The organism is Rhizobium sp. BK399 (assembly GCF_014194695.1).
Taxonomy (GTDB): Bacteria; Pseudomonadota; Alphaproteobacteria; order Rhizobiales; family Rhizobiaceae; genus Rhizobium.
The window spans coordinates 22,500-42,966 of sequence record NZ_JACIAH010000017.1; the positions used below are offsets into that span (position 1 = coordinate 22,500).

9 protein-coding genes are annotated in these 20,467 nt (G+C 60.0%); 7 read left to right on the forward strand and 2 right to left on the reverse strand.

Annotated elements, in window-relative coordinates; genetic code table 11:
* Positions 1-177 precede the first annotated feature (177 nt).
* Complete coding sequence (locus FHT97_RS25395) at positions 178-1,182, forward strand: LacI family DNA-binding transcriptional regulator (protein WP_312859777.1); 1,005 nt, start codon at positions 178-180, stop codon at positions 1,180-1,182.
* A 756-nt stretch (positions 1,183-1,938) separates the two neighbouring features.
* Complete coding sequence (locus FHT97_RS25400; RefSeq protein ID WP_183864641.1) at positions 1,939-2,406, forward strand: hypothetical protein; 468 nt, start codon at positions 1,939-1,941, stop codon at positions 2,404-2,406.
* 293 nt (positions 2,407-2,699) lie between these two features.
* On the opposite strand, the gene FHT97_RS25405 is transcribed toward FHT97_RS25400, so the two are convergent.
* Both FHT97_RS25405 and FHT97_RS25410 read right to left on the reverse strand, forming a co-directional pair.
* The gene (locus FHT97_RS25405; RefSeq protein WP_183757967.1) at positions 2,700-4,379 is read right to left on the reverse strand and encodes a response regulator; all 1,680 of its coding nucleotides are present in this window, start codon (positions 4,377-4,379) and stop codon (positions 2,700-2,702) included.
* A 10-nt stretch (positions 4,380-4,389) separates the two neighbouring features.
* On the reverse strand, positions 4,390-10,689 hold the full coding sequence (locus FHT97_RS25410) for a HAMP domain-containing protein (protein WP_183864642.1): 6,300 nt from the start codon (positions 10,687-10,689) through the stop codon (positions 4,390-4,392).
* A gap of 577 nt (positions 10,690-11,266) precedes the next feature.
* On the opposite strand from FHT97_RS25410, the gene FHT97_RS25415 reads away from it, so the two are divergent.
* The 5 genes from FHT97_RS25415 to FHT97_RS25435 all read left to right on the forward strand — a co-directional run bounded on the left by FHT97_RS25415 (position 11,267) and on the right by FHT97_RS25435 (position 20,463).
* The gene (locus FHT97_RS25415; protein WP_183864643.1) at positions 11,267-14,368 is read left to right on the forward strand and encodes a PAS domain S-box protein; all 3,102 of its coding nucleotides are present in this window, start codon (positions 11,267-11,269) and stop codon (positions 14,366-14,368) included.
* 200 nt (positions 14,369-14,568) lie between these two features.
* On the forward strand, positions 14,569-14,862 hold the full coding sequence (locus FHT97_RS25420; RefSeq protein ID WP_183864644.1) for a hypothetical protein: 294 nt from the start codon (positions 14,569-14,571) through the stop codon (positions 14,860-14,862).
* 770 nt (positions 14,863-15,632) lie between these two features.
* Positions 15,633-19,067, forward strand: coding sequence for a response regulator (locus FHT97_RS25425; protein WP_183864645.1), 3,435 nt, complete (start codon positions 15,633-15,635; stop codon positions 19,065-19,067).
* Positions 19,052-19,897 (forward strand): protein-glutamate O-methyltransferase CheR, encoded by an 846-nt coding sequence (locus FHT97_RS25430; RefSeq protein ID WP_183757978.1) that lies wholly within the window; start codon positions 19,052-19,054, stop codon positions 19,895-19,897. The genes FHT97_RS25425 and FHT97_RS25430 overlap by 16 nt, the downstream gene beginning before the upstream one ends.
* Entirely contained in the window at positions 19,897-20,463 is a 567-nt protein-coding gene (locus FHT97_RS25435; RefSeq protein ID WP_183864646.1) for a chemotaxis protein CheB, read from the forward strand. Before FHT97_RS25430 ends, FHT97_RS25435 begins: the two co-directional genes overlap by 1 nt.
* Positions 20,464-20,467: the final 4 nt, after the last annotated feature.

Consider the following 20,467-nt stretch of genomic DNA (forward strand, 5'->3'; position numbering starts at 1 on the left):
GCTTTGCAAGCGTGTGCAAGAGTTGCATCTGCCTTGCTGTTGTGTCAACTGTTTATGGTGCAATTCGCACGATCTTGTCATTGCATTCATGTGCAATATGGCGTCGCGAGATGGGCAGAGAGGGCCGCTGTGAAACACACAACCATAAGCGCACGGGAGGTCGCGGACAAAGCCGGCGTGTCCCGATCGGCAGTGTCCCGGACGTTCACACCAGGCGCGAGCGTTTCAACGAAAACCCGTGAGCGCGTTATGCTCGCAGCCGAGGAACTTGGGTATCACGTCAATCATCTCGCTCGCGGCTTGATGCGCAATGAAAGCGGCATCGTGTGCCTGATCGTTTCCGAGGTTGCGACACCCTACCGATCGGCTCTCCTCGGAAAGCTGACGCTGAACCTGCAGAATGCGGGCAAGGTTGCCATGCTGATCAACACGGATCGTTCGGACGGCAGCGTTGACCGCGCTTTGCAGCAGGCACTTCGGTATCGTGCTGATGCTTCCATCATTCTTTCCGGGTTGCCGGACAGATCCATCACTCAGCTTTGCTTGCGCAACGGGCAACGGCTGGTTCTCATCAATCGCGACGACGATCAGCAAGGTCCATTGCGCATAAATCTGGACGACTACGAAGCCGGAGGGCGCGTTGTGACCGCCTTCGTGCGGGCTGGATGCAGAAGGCTCGCCTTTGCCAACTCCGAAGCTGGGACACCCAGCCTGATGGCGCGTGAGAGAGGCTTCGTTGCGGCGGCTCGCGCTTTGGGCATGGAGGTGATTGTGGAGCGCCATGGTTGGACCGGCTATGAAGCCGGCAGCGTCCTCGCTCGCCGCATGCTGACCGCCAAGGAACGTCCTGATGCGGTATTCTGCGCGACCGACCTGATTGCCTGTGGCTTCATGGATGCCGCTCGTCACCAATTCGGTTTGTCCGTCCCCGACGACCTCTGCGTGGCGGGTTTCGATGATATTGAGCAAGCGTCCTGGTCGTCTTACGCATTGACAACCTTTGCTCAACCAATCGCAGACATCGCCTCCAGGGCGGTCAATTGGCTGACCCAGATGCCGCAGGACGATGGCCAGGCGGTCGTCCAGCCCATCACCCTCAAGGCTGAAATGGTCTGGCGCAACTCGATCCGGGCGAAATCGGATGCGGGAAAAGAAAGCCCTGTTGCCGAGGGCTTCAGGTAACGGACAAGCATCGAAACACGCCGGCAGCTTGCGAGCTTTCCACTCCAGCAGGCACCTTTCCCAACTGCCTAGCGACGCGCCGCGACGTTTGTCTTGGCGGATGGCTGGATCTTCCGCACGCATAAGCGTGTATCATGAAACAGATCCAGGTAGCCCGAGGCAATGACGGGCAAGTCGAATGAGGCTGTGCGAGCCGGTCCGCCCCCTGGGCGGCAGTTTACGGTCTCATCTGCGTCGACGAGGGAGTGGAGGCGCTATGGTTCGTTGTCTGTGGCGTTTCGATCACCGCGTCTCTAACCTTTGTCCAGGCAAAAGCGACAACTGCCAGTATCAACACGATCGTGACAAAAATCCAAACACCTCCCCGCCGATAACTTCGGGGTGTGGTGCGCAAGTCCAATTCACTGCTGTCCGAGTCGCCTGACATTGTCGTTCCTTTGAGCTCTTGTCGGATAACATGTCGAGCGAAATCTGGTTCCGATGGTCAGACTTCAGTCTGATGCGCCACACACCAGCCTCCATTACCGATAACCCCGGCTCAGACCTCAGCGCTGGTGCCCTCAGCCTTCTCACAGGCGGCTACCCCGGACACCACCTCAACGATTTGGGCTTGATCGTCTATCGACCTGAGGATCGGCTCATCACGCCGCAGTCTATTTGTGGGGCGTCAACGGAAAATAATGAATTGATGTCTAATATGCGGGGCATGGATCGAGTTGGGGAGCATCGCAACTCGCTTCGAGCGCCTGCAAGGCAATGAACAGCAATAAACATCAACACGCTGGGGCGATGATGGGGATAGTCGATAAGCTTTTCAGGCGCAGTGTTAAAAATGGCCCGACAGATGGATCAGGGCGAACTCCCTCTTCCAGCCCCCGCAAAGCGACCCATAGTTCGGGACAATCAACCACAGCCGTGGAGCCGAGAGCCCAAACGCGCAGCGGGCACTGGATTGGCCAAATCACCGAGACTGAGCGCCTCTATAGCGAACTACAGGCGACGCTTTTGAAGCCTGATCTGACAGTTGCTGAACTGCAAGCGATTGAACGGAAAGTAGTGGTCCACGTTAAAGCCACCTCTTCCCAGCTCGCGGAGTATCATCAGCGCGGCATCGGAAAAAATGCGATCGATACTGCCGAGCGCCTCGTCCCTCTCTTCGACGTGCTCTCTATAGACGTCGCCAAGCGGATCGAGCGGGCCAAAGCCGCGTCCGAACCGCAATAACGGCCCACCAAAGAATAAAAGCCCCCGACGCAGGCGGATCTCGGTACCGGTGTGCCAACTCGGTTTTGATTTGAAGCACAGAGCGCAATTCATATCCCTGCTATCTGATGGGGGGTTTTTAAAGCCAAATGAAGGCCCTGGCGGTGCCGGGCGATTACCACCACATCGCCAGCGCCACGATAAGCAGGAAAATGATCGCCATGATCAGGATCAGCAGCTTCGGCCGCAACATATGTCTCTCCCTGATCGTTTCAACCTGACCATACGACCGGAGGAGAACGTCCGCCTGAGATTCACGCCGCTGCCACCCTTTCCAGCCGCACCCGTTCGATCGCGTCACGAAGCTGTTCCTGGGTGAAGGGCTTTGTCATCCTCAACATACCGACATAGGCTGGATCATCAGGGAGGTCTGCATAGCCCGAGGCAAGAATGACCGGCAAACCGGGGTGGGACGCGAAGATCTGCCGCGCCAGATCCGCACCTGTCATGGCGGGCATGGCATGATCGGTGACAACGAGGTCCACGCGGGAGGAGGCAGCCAGCAGATCCAGCGCCTGGTAGGCCGATGCGGCTTCCAAGGCAGTATGACCGAGATCTTCAAGCATCGCGACGGTTCCTAACCGGACAAGCGCGTCATCATCGACGACGAGGACGCTCAGCGATGCAGGTACATCCGAGGCGCTTGCCATGGCACGCTGCTCCGTCGCAGACATCGGCTCCTCCGCGGTGTCAGCGACAGGCAACCAGAGCGATACGGTCGTGCCTTGGCCTGCGATGCTTGATACCTGCAGAACGCCTCCAGATTGCGCTGCTAGCCCATGGACCATTGAAAGCCCAAGACCCGTCCCCTTTCCTACCCCCTTGGTCGTGAAGAACGGTTCAGTGGCGCGCGACAAGGTCGCCTCATCCATTCCCTCGCCGTCGTCGGAGACCGATATCCTGATATAGCGGCCCTCCTTCAGCGACGTCGGACGATCCTCGCCATCCATTGACTGGGCCGTCACCGTCACGGTTCCGCCCTGCCCCAGTGCGTCCCGCGCGTTGACGAACAGATTGAGCAGAGCCAGTTCAAGCTGGTTGCCATCGACCAGTATTGGCGGCAGCTCCTTGGGGATCCGCCGCGCAATCGCGATCTGGGGGCCGACAGCCTTGCTCAGCAGGTCTTCGACGCTGTCGAACAGCCGCTCGAAGTTGACGGCCTGGGGCTTCAGATCCTGACGGCGGGCGAACGCAAGAAGTCGCTGCGTCAGCGCCGAGCCACGCTCTGCGGCCTGCATCGCATTTCCAATCAGGCGCTCGCTCTTTTCATCGGACGGCAGCCGCTTTTTCAAAAGGTTGAGGCTTCCTGATATCGCCATCAGGAGATTGTTGAAATCGTGGGCGACACCGCCGGTCAGTTGGCCGATCGTATCGAGCTTCTGGGCTTCGAAGAGCTGCGCCAGCGCATCCTCGCGTTCGCGCGTCTTCTGGTCGATGCGCCGCTCGAGATCCTCGTTCAGCTGGCGCAGCTCCGTCGAGGATGCTTCAAGCTCCGCCGTGCGCTGTTGCACCCGTGCCTCAAGATCGGCATTCAGACGTTCCAGTTCGCGGGTCTTCCGGAACAGATCGGCAAACACCCGGACCTTGGCGCGCAGCACCTCGGGAACGATCGGGACGGAGACGTAATCGACTGCTCCGGCCTCGTAACCCCGCAGACGGTCCGGCTCGGCCATCATCACGGCAGAGACGAAGATGATCGCGGTATTCTGATAGCGGGGGTGCTCCCTGATCATGCTCACCAGCTCGAAGCCGTCCTGCTCAGGCATGCAGACGTCAACCAGGATCACTGCGATCTCGTTGCGCAGCAGACACTCGAGAGCCTCCCGGCCCGACTGGGCCTTCATGAGGTTTTCGCCGAGGTCCTGGAGGATCACCTCATAGCTCAGGAGTTTTGCGGGCTGGTCATCGACGAGAAGGATATTGACTGGGCTCATGACACTATCCTCAGCGATGCAGCCACATGCGCAGCGCCGACAGCAGCTGCTCGGTGTTGACAGGCTTTGCCAGATAGTCCGACGCTCCCGCTTCCAGACATTTCTCGCGGTCTCCTTTCATCGCCTTTGCTGTCAGTGCCAGGATCGGCAGGCGCCGGAAGCTCGGGTCCGAACGGATAACCTGCATTGTCTCGTAGCCATCCATCCCAGGCATCATGATATCCATCAGCACGATCGCGACATCAGGCTCCCTCTGGATGACCTCGATCGCCTCGCTGCCCGTGGTCGCCGTCAGAACCTTCATGCCGCGACGTTCCAGCACGCTGCTCAGTGCAAAGATGTTGCGCGCATCATCGTCGACAAGCAGGACGGTCTCGCCAATCAGATCCTCGTCGGAACTGTGCAGTTCCTCGAGCATCGCCTGTTTTTCCCGGGGCATGTCGGCGACGACACGATGCAGGAAGAGTGCTGTCTCATCGAGCAGGCGTTCGGGCGATTCAACCCCCTTCACAACCACGCTGCGGGCCATGCTGTGAAGCCGCGCATCCTCTTCCGGGGAGAGTTCCCGGCCGGTGAAGACCACAACCGGAATCTCGCCGATCTCGGCATCATCGCGCATCTTCTCGAGGACCTCGAAGCCCGACATGTCTGGTAGCGACAGATCAAGCACAACGCAGTCGGCTGCGTCATCCTTCAGGGCAGCGAGAGCATCCCGTCCGGTGCCGACGCTTGCAATGTCGATATCGTCATGTTCGAGCAGCGCCGTGACGCTGATGCGCTCGGCTTCGTTATCCTCCACCAGCAGCAGCCGCTTGCGCCTCGGCTGCGCAAAGGTTTTCAGCTGCGACAGGGCCTTCCCCAACCCTTCCGGCGTGGTGGGCTTGCTCATGAAGGCGTAGGCACCGCGGGTCAGACCATGCTGCCGGTCTTCGTCGAGGCTGATGATCTGGACCGGGATGTGCCGCGTCTTTGAATTCTGCTTTAGCTGGCTCAACACCGTCCAGCCCAGCATGTCGGGAAGGAAGATGTCGAGCGAGATCGCGGCCGGCTGATACTCCTGCGCCAGGGCAAGTGCGTCACTGCCGCGCGTCGCCAACAGAACCTTGAAGCCGTTGTCACGGGCAAGATCGACCAGGACGCGCGCATAGTGGGCGTCATCCTCGACGACAAGCAGAACCGTGTCGGCAGAGGCGATGGTCTGCCGGTCGTCTTCGACATGGTCGCCGGCCCTGTCAGCACGTCGGCCCGCCATGGCCTCCGACAGCTGCACGACATTGCTTGACGTGGAAGCCGCTTTCGACGTCGCAATGCCCGCCCCGACAAAGGTCAGTGGCAGATAAAGAATGAAAGTGCTTCCAACACCAGGCTGGCTGCGAAGCTGGATCTCGCCGCCAAGCAGGTTCGCAAGTTCACGGCTGATGGCAAGGCCAAGGCCCGTGCCGCCATATTGCCGGCTGGTCGAGGCATCCGCCTGCTGGAACGCCTCGAAGATGATGCGCTGCTTTTCAGGAAGAATGCCGATGCCGGTATCGGTCACCTCGAAGGCAATGACAGAAGGCGCATGCTTCAGTGAGGGATGATCCGGCGACCAGCCGCCCTGCGCCGCTGCAACCCGCAGCGTCACGCCGCCCTGGGCCGTGAACTTGAAGGCGTTCGACAACAGGTTCTTGAGGATCTGCTGGAGGCGCTTCGAGTCGGTGATGATGCTTCTTGCGACATCCGTCCCTATGTCGACCGAGAAGGACAGTCCGCGATTGTCGGCCTCATGCCGGAAGGGTCTGGCCATAACGTCAAGCAGGTTGCTGATGAAAATCTCCTCCGCGTCGACAGAGACGGTGCCGGATTCGATCTTGGAGAGATCAAGGATGTCGCTGATCAGGTTGAGGAGATCGGTGCCCGCCCCATGGATCGTCCTGGCGAACTCCACCTGCTTTGCCGAGAGATTGCCATCCGGGTTTTCCCCGAGTTGCTGGCCGAGGATGAGGATCGAATTCAACGGCGTGCGCAGTTCGTGCGACATGTTCGCCAGGAATTCCGACTTGTACTTCGAGGTCAGCGCCAGTTCGGCCGCCTTTTCCTCCAGCGCATGACGAGCCTGCTCGATCTCCTGGTTCTTGCCCTCGACCTCGACGTTGCGCTCTTCGAGCTGCTGAGCCTTCTGCTCCAGCTGCTCGTTGGTTTGCTGCAGCTCGCGCTGCTGGGTCTGAAGTTCTGCGGCGAGCTGCTGGGACTGCTTGAGCAGGCCTTCCGTCTGCATCGTCGCTTCGATCGAATTCAGCACGATGCCGATGGAGGTGGTCAGCTGGTCGAGGAAGGAAAGCTGCAGCTCCGTGAAATTCCCCGCCGAGGCAAGCTCGATGACCGCCTTGACCTGCCCTTCGAACTGAACCGGCAGGACGATCGCACTTCTCGGCAGGACCGAGAACACACCGGAACTGATCGGAACGACATTGCCGGGAAGATCGGTGACCAGGATACGTCTTGCATCGCTCGCGCACTGACCCACCAGCCCCTGGCCAAATTCGAGCCGGGCCGGATGCGCAGCCTCGATGCCCTCCGCATAGACCGACAGCAGCGAGAGAACAGGCTGCTGCCCATCATCGACCTGGTAGATGACCCCCTGATGCGCGCCGACGAGAGGCGCCAGTTCCGAGAGCAGCATCTTGCCGACCAGCGTCAGGTCGCGCTGGCCCTGCAGCATGTTCGTAAAGCGCGCCAGGTTCGTCTTCAGCCAGTCCTGCTCGGTGTTGCGCTCGGTCGTCAGGCGCAGGTTGTCGATCATGGTGTTGATGTTGTCCTTGAGCTCCGCCACTTCGCCGCGGGCCTCGACCTGGATCGATCGGGTGAGATCGCCCTTGGTGACGGCGGTCGCGACCTCGGCAATCGCGCGCACCTGCGTCGTCAGGTTGGCAGCGAGCAGGTTTACGTTGCCGGTCAGGTCCTTCCAGGTACCGGCAGTGCCAGGGACATTTGCCTGACCGCCAAGCCGACCCTCGACGCCGACTTCTCTGGCAACCGTCGTGACCTGGTCGGCGAAGGTGGCAAGCGTATTGGTCATGTTGTTGATGGTCTCGGCAAGCGCTGCCACTTCGCCTTTTGAGGCAACCGTCAGATTCTGCTTCAGGTCGCCGTTGGCAACCGCCGTGACCACCTTGACGATACCGCGAACCTGCTCGGTCAGATTGAGCGCCATGACGTTGACGGTATCGGTCAGGTCCTTCCAGGTGCCAGCCACACCGGGCACCTGCGCCTGGCCGCCGAGCTTGCCTTCGGTTCCCACTTCTCGGGCAACGCGTGTCACCTCGCCTGCAAAAGCATTGAGCTGATCCACCATCGTGTTGATGGTGTTCTTAAGCTCGAGGATTTCGCCCTTTACGTCGACGGTGATCTTGCGCGACAGGTCGCCGCGCGCGACAGCTGTCGTCACTTCGGCGATGTTGCGGACCTGTGTCGTCAGGTTGGCCGCGAGAAGGTTGACGTTGTCGGTCAGGTCCTTCCAGGTGCCGGCAACACCTGGAACCACCGCCTGGCCACCCAGCCGTCCATCGGTGCCGACCTCGCGCGCAACGCGCGTTACTTCGCCGGCAAAAGACCGCAGCTGGTCCACCATGGTGTTGAGGGTGTCCTTGAGCAGCAGGATTTCGCCGCGCACATCGACGGTGATCTTGCGCGAAAGGTCGCCATTGGCGATGGCGGTTGCCACCTCCGCGATGTTTCTGACCTGGGCCGTCAGGTTTCCGGCCATCGAGTTCACGCTGTCCGTCAGGTCCTTCCAGGTGCCGGCGACACCTGAAACCTGCGCCTGGCCGCCGAGCTTGCCTTCGGTACCAACTTCGCGTGCAACACGCGTCACTTCGCCCGCAAAGGCATTGAGTTGGTCGACCATCGTGTTGATAGTGTTCTTGAGCTCGAGGATTTCGCCCTTCACGTCGACAGTGATCTTGCGTGACAGGTCGCCCCTTGCCACAGCCGTGGTGACTTCGGCGATATTGCGCACCTGGCCCGTGAGATTGGAGGCCATGGAATTGACGTTCTCTGTCAGGTCCTTCCAGGTGCCGGCAACGCCCGGCACCTGCGCCTGGCCGCCGAGCTTGCCCTCGGTGCCGACTTCACGCGCGACACGCGTCACCTCCGAGGCGAACCGGTTCAGCTGGTCCACCATGGTGTTCAGGGTTTCCTTGAGCTCCAGGATTTCGCCTGAAACGGAAACCGTGATCTTCTTCGACAGGTCGCCATTGGCAATCGCCGTCGAGACCTCGGCGATGTTGCGCACCTGCGCCGTCAGATTGCCCGCCATCGAGTTCACACTGTCGGTCAGGTCCTTCCAGGTGCCGGCAACGCCAAGCACGTTTGCCTGGCCTCCCAGCCTTCCCTCGGTGCCCACTTCGCGGGCGACGCGGGTTACTTCGCCGGCAAAGCCGTTGAGCTGGTCCACCATCGTGTTGATGGTCTCCTTCAGCTCCAGGATTTCGCCGGACACTGTGACCGTGATCTTCTTCGATAGGTCGCCTTGCGCGACCGCGGTCGCGACCTCGGCGATGTTACGGACCTGCGCAGTCAGGTTCGAGGCCATCGAGTTGACGCTATCGGTCAAATCCTTCCAGGTACCGGCAACGCCGCGGACATTGGCCTGGCCCCCGAGCTGGCCTTCCGTGCCGACCTCGCGCGCAACGCGCGTCACCTCGGAGGCAAAGGCGTTCAGCTGATCGACCATCGTGTTGATGGTCTCCTTCAGCTCAAGGATTTCGCCTTTCACGTCGACGGTGATCTTCTTCGACAGGTCGCCATTGGCGATTGCGGTCGAGACCTCGGCGATATTGCGCATCTGGGCAGTCAGGTTGCCGGCCATCGAGTTGACGTTTTCGGTAAGATCCTTCCAGGTACCGGCAACCCCGCGGACGTTTGCCTGTCCGCCGAGCCTGCCCTCCGTGCCGACCTCACGCGCAACGCGCGTCACCTCAGAAGCAAAAGCGTTCAGCTGGTCCACCATCGTGTTGATGGTTTCCTTCAGCTCCAGGATTTCGCCTGACACCGTGACCGTGATCTTCTTCGACAAGTCGCCGCTGGCAATCGCGGTCGAGACGTCAGCGATGTTGCGCACCTGCGCGGTCAGGTTCGACGCCATCGAGTTGACATTATCGGTGAGATCCTTCCAGGTCCCGGCAACACCAGGGACCTGCGCCTGGCCGCCAAGCCGACCTTCGGTACCGACTTCGCGCGCGACACGCGTCACTTCGCCGGCAAAGCCATTCAGCTGATCGACCATCGTGTTGATGGTTTCCTTCAGCTCCAGGATTTCGCCGGAAACGTCGACGGTGATCTTGCGTGAAAGGTCACCGCGCGCCACTGCTGTTGTCACCTGCGCGATATTGCGGACCTGGGCCGTCAGGTTGCCGCACATGGCATTGACCGAGTCCGTCAGATCCTTCCAGGTGCCTGCGACACCCGGCACCAGCGCCTGGCCGCCGAGCTTGCCTTCCGTCCCGACCTCGCGGGCAACGCGGGTCACCTCCGATGCGAAGGAGCGCAGCTGGTCCACCATCGTGTTGATGGCCTCCTTGAGCTGCAGGATCTCGCCCCGCACGTCGACGGTGATCTTCTTGGAAAGGTCGCCATTGGCAACCGCGATCGTGACCTCGGCGATGTTTCGAACCTGGGCCGTAAGGTTCGACGCCATCGAGTTGACGCTTTCCGTCAGGTCCTTCCACACGCCGGTCACTTCGGGGACCTGAGCCTGGCCGCCGAGCTTACCGTCCGTGCCGACTTCACGGGCAACGCGGGTCACCTCGGAGGTGAAAACGCCGAGCTGCTTGATCATCGTGTTGACAATATCCGCCGAGCGCAGGAACTCGCCCTGCAGCTGCCGGCCATCGACGTCGAGAGGCACTGTCTGCAAGAGGTCGCCCTTGGCAACGGCTGTAATCGTCCGGGTAACCGCCGTTGTCGGCCAGACAAGATCGTCGATGAGGTGGTTGATCGACCGCTCCATGTCAGACCATGAGCCATCAGAAAGGCCGAAGCGGACCCGGGTGCTCGTGCGACCCTCGCGGCCTACGACCTGACCGACATGCTCGAGCTGATGGGCCATCCGCTGATTGGCGGCAATGATATCGTTGAGGGCATCGGCGACCTTGCCGGTGACGCCGGTCAGGTCGGATCGCATCCTGACCGAAAAGTCGCCTCGTCTTACTGCCGTAAGTGTCTCTAGAAGTGCACTTGCGTCACTGAGAGCGATGGCGGCCGGTTCGGGGTCGGGGAGCCTGTACCCTCCCGTACTGTCACGCTGCACCTCACCACCTTGACTTCCCATGATATTCCCTCCACCGATCGCTTGGATCTAGTGCTCCTGAGAAAGATTGGTATGGGCAGTTTGGTTGGCCGATCAAGCAGGGTCCCACCCTTTGTTCGATAGCAGACATATCCTTGTTTGACGCGACCGGCCGCACCAGTGCGCAGCGAGTAGTGCTGCGTTCGCATTGGCGTTGGTGGTAGAAACCGCTCCATTGACGATACGACGGTCGCTCACCCGCGGCACGCCGCGGGATTTGTAGGGCAGCACTCCGGTTTGCAAACTTGAATCACAGCTTTGCAGCCAGGCTCAACTGATCGCTATGCACCTGAAGGCGGACCCGCTATACTGACCTTGAGTTTTGTCGTTCATGACCTACAGCAGACGTGCGCGGTGGACGGGGTTTCCTTCAGCCTGCGCACGAACCGGTGCGTCCCGCGCAGGGTACACACGCGAATTGTGCATGCGAAAGAGCATCAGCAATTTTACATGTATCTCAAGTTAGGATGGGCGAGCCGCCCGAGATATAAGTTACTGCTCGGGGACGCGGTCCCAGTGTTAGGTGATTGAAGTGCGAGCCGAGCAAGGGAAGCAGTCGGTGAAGCGGCGCACCACAGCTAGTGGCCGCAAGCTCAAACCTAACCTGCGTTCCATGCTTTTGGCGGAGGAGTTGCGGCGGCGTCCGTCGCGTCCGGCCGACTACGGCGCAGAGAACCAGGCACTGATCGCCTTGGCGCAGGAATTAGCACGCTCGCCCGAAGGCATCTTGCAGAAGCTCGTCGATTCCGCGTTAGGTCTGTGTCGCGCGCACTCTGCCGGGCTCAGCCTCCTGGAGGAAGGGGACGGGAAGAGTAATTTTCATTGGCGCGCCATCGCCGGGCAGTGGGCCAGTCACGTAAACGGCGGAACACCGCGCAACTTTGGTCCTTGCGGCACGGTCCTGGACCAAGGCGTCGCCATGATCTGCTCACATCCCGAAGTCGATTTCCCCTACTGGGAGCCCATCAGGCCCGTTCTTGAGGAAGCGCTCCTGATTCCCTTCTTCATCAAGGATGAAGCAGTCGGCACAATCTGGGTCGTCGCGCATGACACCAGTCGCCGCTTCGATGCGGAAGACTTGCGCGTGATGACCAACCTGGGCGTTTTCGCGGCGACCGCCTATCAGACTTTGCTCACCCTGAACGCGGCGCAGCGAGTCGCTTCCATCGTCCAGTCCAGTCACGACGCAATCGTTGGCAAAGACCTGAATGGCATGATCACCAGTTGGAACGGGGGCGCGGAGCGAATCTTCGGCTACATGGCCGAGGAAGTCATCGGCCAGCCGATTATGATTCTGATTCCCCCGGATCGCCACAACGAAGAAACCGCAATTCTTGATCGCGTCCGCAGAGGCGAACGCATTGGTTCCTACGAAACCGTTCGCAGGCGTAAAGACGGAAGTCCGGTTGATGTTTCACTCACAGTGTCGCCCTTGATGGATACGGCGGACAGGGTCATCGGCGCGTCAAAAATCGCGCGAGACATCACCGAGCGAGTGTATGCAGAACGGGCGCTGCGCGAGAGCGAGGCCCAACTCGCACAAGAGCACGAAGTCGCCCGTCAGCTCCAGCAGGTCAGCCTGGAGCTGCTCTCCAACCGCCCTGAGCTTCTCTACGAGCGGATTCTCGATGCGGCCATCGTGGTGATGCGCTCACAGGCCGCGAGCATGCAGATATTTGAGCCTGATACGGGGATTTTGAAACTGCTGGCCGGGCGCGGCTTTCATCCCGACGCGGCCACGTTCTGGGATCGCGTCGATTGCAACACGGCGAGCACGTGCGGCGAGGCGCTGAAGACAGGACGGCGCGTGCTCGTCAGCGACACCGAGACCTGCGCCTTCATGGCGGGGACCGAGGGCCTGGAGGCCTACCGCCTCTCCAACCTGCGCGCAGTCCAGTCGACGCCGCTGCGGTCTCGCAACGGCCGCACGCTCGGCATGGTCTCGACCCATTGGCGGGAGCCGCACGAGCCCAGCAATAGTGATTTCAGCCGCTTCGATGTGCTGGCCCGGGAAGCAGCCGACCTGCTCGAGCGAGCGCAAACCGAAGCGTCCTTGCGCCAAAGCGAGGCGAGGCTGCAGGCGGCGGTCGATCTCGTGAAGCTTGGCCGCTATGAATGGAATCCCCAAACCAATGAATTGCAGTGGGACGACACCCTGAGGGCAATGTGGGGCCTGGCTGCAGGCGCGCCTGTCGATTACGAGGTGTGGAGGGCCGGCATTCATCCAGGCGATCAGGCGCGGGTCGAGGCTGCGATCGAGCGGTGCGTCGACCCGCGGGGCGATGGTGTCTATGAAGTCGAATATAGGGTAATAGGAAAAGCCGACGGCGTGGAACGTTGGGTCGCGACGCGTGGGCAGACCAGTTTCGAGAACAACACGCCGGTTTCGTTTTTCGGCATCGCTCTGGAGGTCACCGACCACAAACTTGTCGAAGGAAGGCTCGAACGTCGCGTTGAAGAGCGGACGCGCGAACTGCAGGAAGCCAACCGGCAGCTGCGCTCTCAGATGGAGAAACGAGAGGTCGCCGAAGCCGAGGTCCAGCAGTTGCAGCGGCTCGATGCGATCGGGCAGATCACGTCAGGCGTGGCGCACGATTTCAACAACCTGCTCAGTGTCGTGCTCACCAACGCGAATCTGCTTTCCCGCACAGTGCAAGGACCTGACGATCAGGAAGGCGTCGAATTGATTCGCAACGCTGCTGAGCGCGGCGCGAAGCTCATTGCGCAACTCCTCGCCTTTTCGCGGCAACAACAGCTTGAACCCCACAAGGTCGATCTCAACAGCAAGCTCGTCGGGATGGACAATCTGTTCAGGGTCATCTTGGGCGGCACGTTGCAATTCAAAACGAGATTTGCCCCGGATCTCTGGCCCGCCTTGGTCGATCCAAACCAGATCGAGATGATCGTCCTCAACCTCGCCATCAACGCCAGGGATGCGATGCAGCCGGGCGGCACTCTGACTGTCGAGACGTTCAACACCATGATCGAAAGCGCGCCCTCCCGGCCGGAACAGCCGTTGCCGGGAGACTACGTAGCGCTCGCCGTCAAGGATACCGGCATCGGCATCCCAGACGAGGTGCTGCCACATGTGTTCGAGCCCTTTTTTACGACGAAAGAAGCGGGAAAGGGTTCAGGTCTCGGATTGGCGCAAGTCTTCGGTTTTGCCAAACAATCCTGTGGCGGCGTGCGCATCGAGACAGGCCTCGGCCGAGGAACTGCGGTCACTATCTTCCTGCCGCGCGCTGCGGCCGACGTTTCTGATGACCAGGCGGACGTTGCTGATGCGAGCAACCGTGCGCAGACTTCCAAGAGGTTGCGTGTTTTGGTCGTGGACGATGACAAGGCTGTCCTCAAGTCCACGGTCAGGCTACTCGAATTTCTCGGATATGCAACGGCGTCAGCGGAGAGCGCCAATGAAGCGCTCCGGCTGCTCGCAAGGGATCAAGAAATAGATGTCGTTCTCGCGGACTTCGCGATGCCGGAAATGAGCGGCGGTGAGCTTGCGAAAGCGATACGCGCGATGCGGCCAACTTTGCCAGTCATCCTCATGACCGGCTATAGCGATCGAGGCCCCCTGAAGGAGCTGAAGGACTGGCGAATAATCTTGAAACCCTTCACGGAAAACGACTTGGTTAACACCATCGAAGCTGCACTAAAGTAGGTGAGCTTCCGATGTCAGTTGTTGGCCCATCGCGTCATTTCGCGCGTTAGAGCGACTCAGTCGCTCCTGGATTGACGCGGACGTTAGGCTGGGTCTTGTGAGTTCCGCGCGACAGGCACGCGACGTCAGTCACCGCTTCCGGACGATTTTCGGGAACAGCACCCCCCGGTACAGAGTTTGTCTCCAAAGGAGAAACGCCCATGCGCCGGTTCCACCTCGCAGCCTATCTGATCTTGACCGCTGGTCTTGGCCTTTCCCTGAACGCTCATGCCCAGTCCCTGCCCGATGAGGCCGGGCCGATATTTGGCAGCCACAGTTCTATCCCTTCAGAGGAAGCCATCACCAATCCGGACGGCTTCGGTAGATCTGCCGACGGAAAAAACATCGACGCCTCGCAGAAAGGTTCCACGAACCAGGAAGATTGCCACAGGCCCAAGGATATCAGGACGGACCGACCGACCCTTGGCAGGGGAAAGCTCGACTGCGTAAGATAGCCGTCGCCTAGGATCAGGTTGAAGCATGAGGGGCAGCGTTCCGCGCTAAAGCGTCAAGGCCATGGCGACCCAGGTGTCATCGCCAAGTTTTTGCATGGACCTCACCGCCTCTCGATTGCGCTTCCTGACTTCCCAATCCAGATCGGTTTCAGGCGAGCCTGCAGGGGAAATCTCCGCCGCTCGGGCAGGGAGCTAACAAACCCGACTGAAAAAGGCCCGGCAGCGGGAGCAACCGGGCCTTCTGGCGTCCAAGAAGGATTGGAGCCAGCTTTGCACTGCGCCTGTCAGGACATTGCGAAGCAGAAACCGATAGGATTGTCGAAGGTTCCATAGGCCAAATGAAAAGCCCGGCGGATCTGAAGATCTTACGCCGGGCCTGTCGCGGACCTTCATAATGGGCGATGCAAGGTCCCCCAGCGTGTCGGCAGAGCGCTGCAAAGAGAAAACCAGCTAAATGCCGAAATGCTCCACAGAGGGGTCTTCGCTCTGCGAAGGTGAATCAGCTGACGAGAGAGGACATCAACCGACCATCGCCCGTCGGAGCCTGACGTCGCCGGCGCTCCGCCTATGGCGCTTGCGGGATGCCTGGCCCCATACATGGCATTGGAGTGACCGGATGCATTGGGCCCGGCAGTCGAAAACATGCGAAATCTCGCATTGACGTTTCGTGTCAGGGCATTATCTCGCGCCGACATTCCTCTTGATCCGACTGTGTGCTCGGCGCGCAAGCTGGGATATTCGGAACCGTCACACATTCGCGAGAGCATTTCATGTCGCATGCCGCAGTGTCCACCAACAGGCTCAAATCCAGCCTTGAGCCCGCCGTGGCGCTCGCCTTGGCCACCGCAGTCGCCTTCTTCGTCATCAGCGGCGTGATCGGGACCTTCAATCTGCGGTCGCTACGCGAGAACAACGCGAGAATCGTGCATACGCACGAGGTCATCTTAGGCCTGAGCAAGGTGCTTTCCAGTATCCAGGATGCAGAAACCGGGCAGCGAGGCTTCGTCCTTACCGGCGATGAGCGGTATCTGGACCCCTACCAGGCGGCCCTGACCAGTATTCCGCAGCGGATTGCCGAGATCGCGGATCTCACGAAGGATAATCCCGAACAACAGCGCCGACTGCCTATGCTGCGACAGCACGTGGATGCGAAGCTCGCGGAACTCAAGGAAACGATCGACATGAGGCGCTCGCAGGGTCTGGAGCCGGCGCTTGCCCTTGTCAACTCCGACCGCGGCAAGATCGAAATGGATGCCGTGCGAGCTCAACTCGGCGCCATGACTGAGGAGGAGACTAACCTCCGTGCAGCACGGCTCGCCGAGATGGAAAGCGCCTACAATACGGCGCTGGTGACCAGCATGCTTGCAGCAGCCCTCGGCATCGTCCTGACCATTGCCATCGGCGTCATGGTCCGCCGGGCAACGATGGCGCGCCGACATGAGGAGTGGCTGAGGACGGGCCAGCTGGGTCTCGCCACCGCCATGATGGGCGACCAGCAGACCGATCAGCTCGGCAACAGCATTCTCGAGTTCATGGCGCGTTATGCGGGAGCTGTCGCCGGAGCAATCTTCGTCGGCGATCAGGATTGGTATCGACGGGCATCCACCTATGGCGTCCCCGCGGGTGTGTCCATCCCTGCACGGTTCAGCGGAAGAGAAGGATTGCTGGGCCAGGCAGCCGCTGAACGCAGGACACTTCTCGTCGATGACGTTCCCGACGGCTATCTGGCCTTTGGATCGGCACTCGGTCAGGACAAGCCACGGCATCTGGTGATTTCGCCGGCTGTTCTCGATGAGACCGTCAACTCTGTCATCGAACTCGGTTTCCTCCGCAAGGTCCCCGAACACGTCCTGTACTTTCTGGAGCATGCGTCATCCTCCATCGCAACCGCAATACGCTCGGCGAACTATCGCACTGAGCTCCAGAAACTGTTGGAGGAAACGCAGCGGCAATCGGAAGAGCTTCAGGTTCAGAGCGAGGAACTGCGCGTTTCCAATGAGGAACTCGAGGAACAGGGCCGCGCGCTCAAGGAATCGCAGGCCCGGCTGGAGCAGCAGCAGGTTGAACTGGAGCAAACCAACTCGCAGCTCGAGGAACAGGCGCGGCAACTGGAAATCCAGCGGGACAGCCTGGAGCAGGTCAATGCTTCGGTGGAACTGAAGGCCCGCGAGCTCGAACAGGCGAGCCGCTACAAGTCAGACTTCCTCGCGAACATGTCGCATGAACTCAGAACGCCGCTGAACTCCTCCCTGATCCTCGCCAAGCTGCTTGCCGACAATGCTGAGGAGAACCTGACGGAGGAGCAGGTCAAGTACGCCCAGACGATCCAATCCTCAGGCAACGACCTGCTCAACCTGATCAACGATATTCTAGACCTTTCGAAGATCGAAGCCGGGCATGTCGACATAAAGCCGGAGCCTCTTTCGATCGAGAGACTGACAAACAACCTTTCACAGCTTTTCGATCCCGTTGCTCAAAGCAAGGAATTGGAGTTCCATGTCGACGTCACCGCAGACGCCCCGAGCGTCATCGAAACCGACCCGCAAAAGCTCGAGCAGGTTCTGAAAAACCTGCTATCCAACGCATTCAAGTTCACCGAGCGAGGAAGCGTGACGATCACGGTCAAGCCTGAAGCTCGCGGTAACGTCGCCTTCGCCGTCCGTGACACCGGCATCGGCGTCGCAGAAACACAGCAGAAAAGCATATTCGAGGCGTTTCACCAGGCCGATGGAACGATCAGCCGCAGATATGGCGGAACAGGTCTCGGGCTGTCGATTTCCCGGGAGCTTGTTCGCCTTCTCGGTGGCAGCATCCATCTCGCGAGCCGGGAGGGACAAGGGAGCACGTTTACAATCGTGCTGCCCCAGTCCTACGACCCCGCGAAGGTCGCGCCGCGCGATATTAGTTCTGCCGCGCCAATCGTCTCGGTTTCATCAGCGCCGGTCGACACCACAGCTATCCCGCAGCCGCCGCGTCGTCAAATCATCGAAGACGACCGCGCCGCACCCTTAGACGAACGACACCTTCTCCTTGTCATCGAAGACGATCACAGCTTTGCCGCTATCCTCAGGGACATTGCCCGGGAAATGGGGTTCCGTGTCGTGGTCGCCGGCACAGCGCAGGAGGCTCTTTCTCTCTCTAAACAGTACATGCCGAGCGCGATCGTCCTCGATGTCGGTTTGCCCGATCAATCGGGACTATCGGTGCTGGACAGGCTGAAGCGGGACGTGCGGACCCGTCATATCCCGATCCATATCGTATCGGCCAACGATAATGTGGAAACCGCGTTGTCGCTTGGCGCCGTTGGCTACATGCTCAAGCCGGTCAAGCGGGAGCAATTGATCGAGGTGCTCGCAAAGCTGGAGTCGAAGCTTTCTCAACGAATGCACCGCGTCCTGATTGTCGAAGACAACGAGGTCCAGCGGGAGGCCGTCGCGAAGCTCTTGACGTCGCATGACGTCGAAACGGTCAGCGCCGGGACGGCTGCCGAATGCCTGAAGCTCCTGAAGGAACAGACCTTCGACTGCATCGTGCTTGATCTGTCCTTGCCTGACGCATCCGGCTATTCGCTGCTGGAGACCATCAGCCAGGACGGCGACCACTCCTTCCCCCCTGTCATCGTCTATACCGGACGCGTCCTGTCTGCGGACGACGAGCAGAAACTAAGGCGTTACTCGAAATCGATCATCATCAAGGGGGCAAAGTCACCGGAACGCCTGCTGGACGAGGTGACCCTTTTCCTTCACCAGGTCGTCTCAGAACTCCCCGACGAGCAGCAGAAGATGATCCGCAAGGCCCGAAACCGGGACGCCCTCCTTGAGGGACGCCGCATCCTCGTCGTCGAGGATGACGTGCGCAACGTCTATGCGCTCACCAATATCCTCGAACCGAAAGGCGCGGTCATCCAGATTGCGCGCAACGGCCAGGAAGCACTCGATGCGCTTGCAAAGTCCGGGGATGACCCGGCGAAGGCTATCGATCTTGTTCTCATGGACGTGATGATGCCCGTCATGGATGGTCTGGCGGCGACCCGGGAGATCCGCAAGAACGCCGCCTGGAACAAGCTGCCGATCATAATGTTGACGGCAAAGGCCATGCCCGATGATCAGCAGCGGTGCATTGAGGCGGGTGCGAGCGACTACATGGCTAAGCCTCTCGACGTCGAAAAGCTCCTCTCACTCGTACGCGTATGGATGCCGCGGTGACCGAAATACATATCGGCAAGGTCGAGGATATCGAGATCCGGTTGCTGCTCGAAGCGCTATATGTCCGCTATCACTACGATTTCCGGAACTACGCCATGGCGTCGATCAAGCGCCGGCTGAAGCAGGCGCGCGAGCAGCTTGGCTTTTCGACCTACTCGGCACTGCAGGAAAACCTCCTGCACGACCCGTCAGCACTTCCGCGACTGCTCGATTACCTCACGGTCCAGGTCAGCGAGATGTTCAGGGATCCCGCCTACTTCAAGGCGATCAGGGAGCAGGTGATCCCGCATCTTCTTACCTATCCTTCCCTCAAGGTGTGGATCGCAGGCTGCAGCGGCGGCGAGGAACTCTATTCGATGGCGATCCTCTTTCGGGAAGAAGGTCTCGAAGAGCGTACGATATTCTACGCCACCGATATCAACCAGGATGCCCTGGCGATTGCGGAGCGCGGGATCTACGATCTCGACCGGATCCAGCTCTTTACCGAGAACCACCGAAAGTCCGGGGGCAAATCTTCCCTGTCGGAATATTATACAGCCGCTTATGGCCGGGCGACGTTCGACAAGACGTTGCGCCGCAACGTCGTCTTTTCCGATCACAGCCTGGTCACTGATGCAGTCTTCGGGGAGATGAACCTCGTTTCCTGCCGCAATGTGATGATCTATTTCGATCGGTCCCTCCAGGATCGGGCGATTGGCTTGTTCAAGGATTCCCTGCCGCGGAACGGCTTTCTGGGTCTTGGATCCAAGGAAAGCATCCGGTTCTCGTCGCATTCAAAGTCGTTCAAGGAGTTTGTGCGCGAGGAAAAGATCTATCAGAGGACGGACTGATGAGCGTTCGGCGCCATGAAGCAGTGGTTATCGGCGCGTCCGCAGGCGCGCTCGAAGCATTGTCGGTGATCCTGCCGGCACTACCAGACGGATTTCCGCTGCCGATCTTCGTTGTGGTGCATGTGCCTCCTGACAAGCGGAGCATTCTCGCCGAACTCTTCCGCACGAAATGTGCCATCGATGTCCGAGAGGTCGAAGACAAGGAAACGATCAAGGCCGGAACGGCATACTTCGCACCACCCGACTATCACCTGCTCGTGGAATCGGTCGGCTCTCTGGCCTTGTCCAGCGATGATCCGATCATGTTCTCGCGCCCATCGATCGACGTGCTGTTCGAAACTGCCGCGGATGTCTACGGCTCGGGCCTGATAGCGATCGTCCTGACCGGTGCCAACCATGACGGTGCTGCGGGCCTGCGCGCAGTTGTCGACGCTGGTGGAACAGCCCTTGTCCAAAATCCTCACGGCGCTTTTGCTCCGGCGATGCCCGAAGCGGCAATCCGCGCATGCCCGGGCGCAAACATCATGTCGCTTGCGGCGATCACTGAATATCTGAAGAAGGTGTAAGCTC

Coding starts and splice junctions, on each gene's coding strand:
- FHT97_RS25425 (WP_183864645.1), top strand. CDS start 15,633: ATGTCGCATGCCGCAGTGTCCACCAACAGGCTCAAATCCAGCCTTGAG.
- FHT97_RS25410 (WP_183864642.1), bottom strand. CDS start 10,689: ATGGGAAGTCAAGGTGGTGAGGTGCAGCGTGACAGTACGGGAGGGTAC.
- FHT97_RS25405 (WP_183757967.1), bottom strand. CDS start 4,379: ATGAGCCCAGTCAATATCCTTCTCGTCGATGACCAGCCCGCAAAACTC.
- FHT97_RS25430 (WP_183757978.1), top strand. CDS start 19,052: ATGGATGCCGCGGTGACCGAAATACATATCGGCAAGGTCGAGGATATC.
- FHT97_RS25400 (WP_183864641.1), top strand. CDS start 1,939: ATGAACAGCAATAAACATCAACACGCTGGGGCGATGATGGGGATAGTC.
- FHT97_RS25435 (WP_183864646.1), top strand. CDS start 19,897: ATGAGCGTTCGGCGCCATGAAGCAGTGGTTATCGGCGCGTCCGCAGGC.
- FHT97_RS25420 (WP_183864644.1), top strand. CDS start 14,569: ATGCGCCGGTTCCACCTCGCAGCCTATCTGATCTTGACCGCTGGTCTT.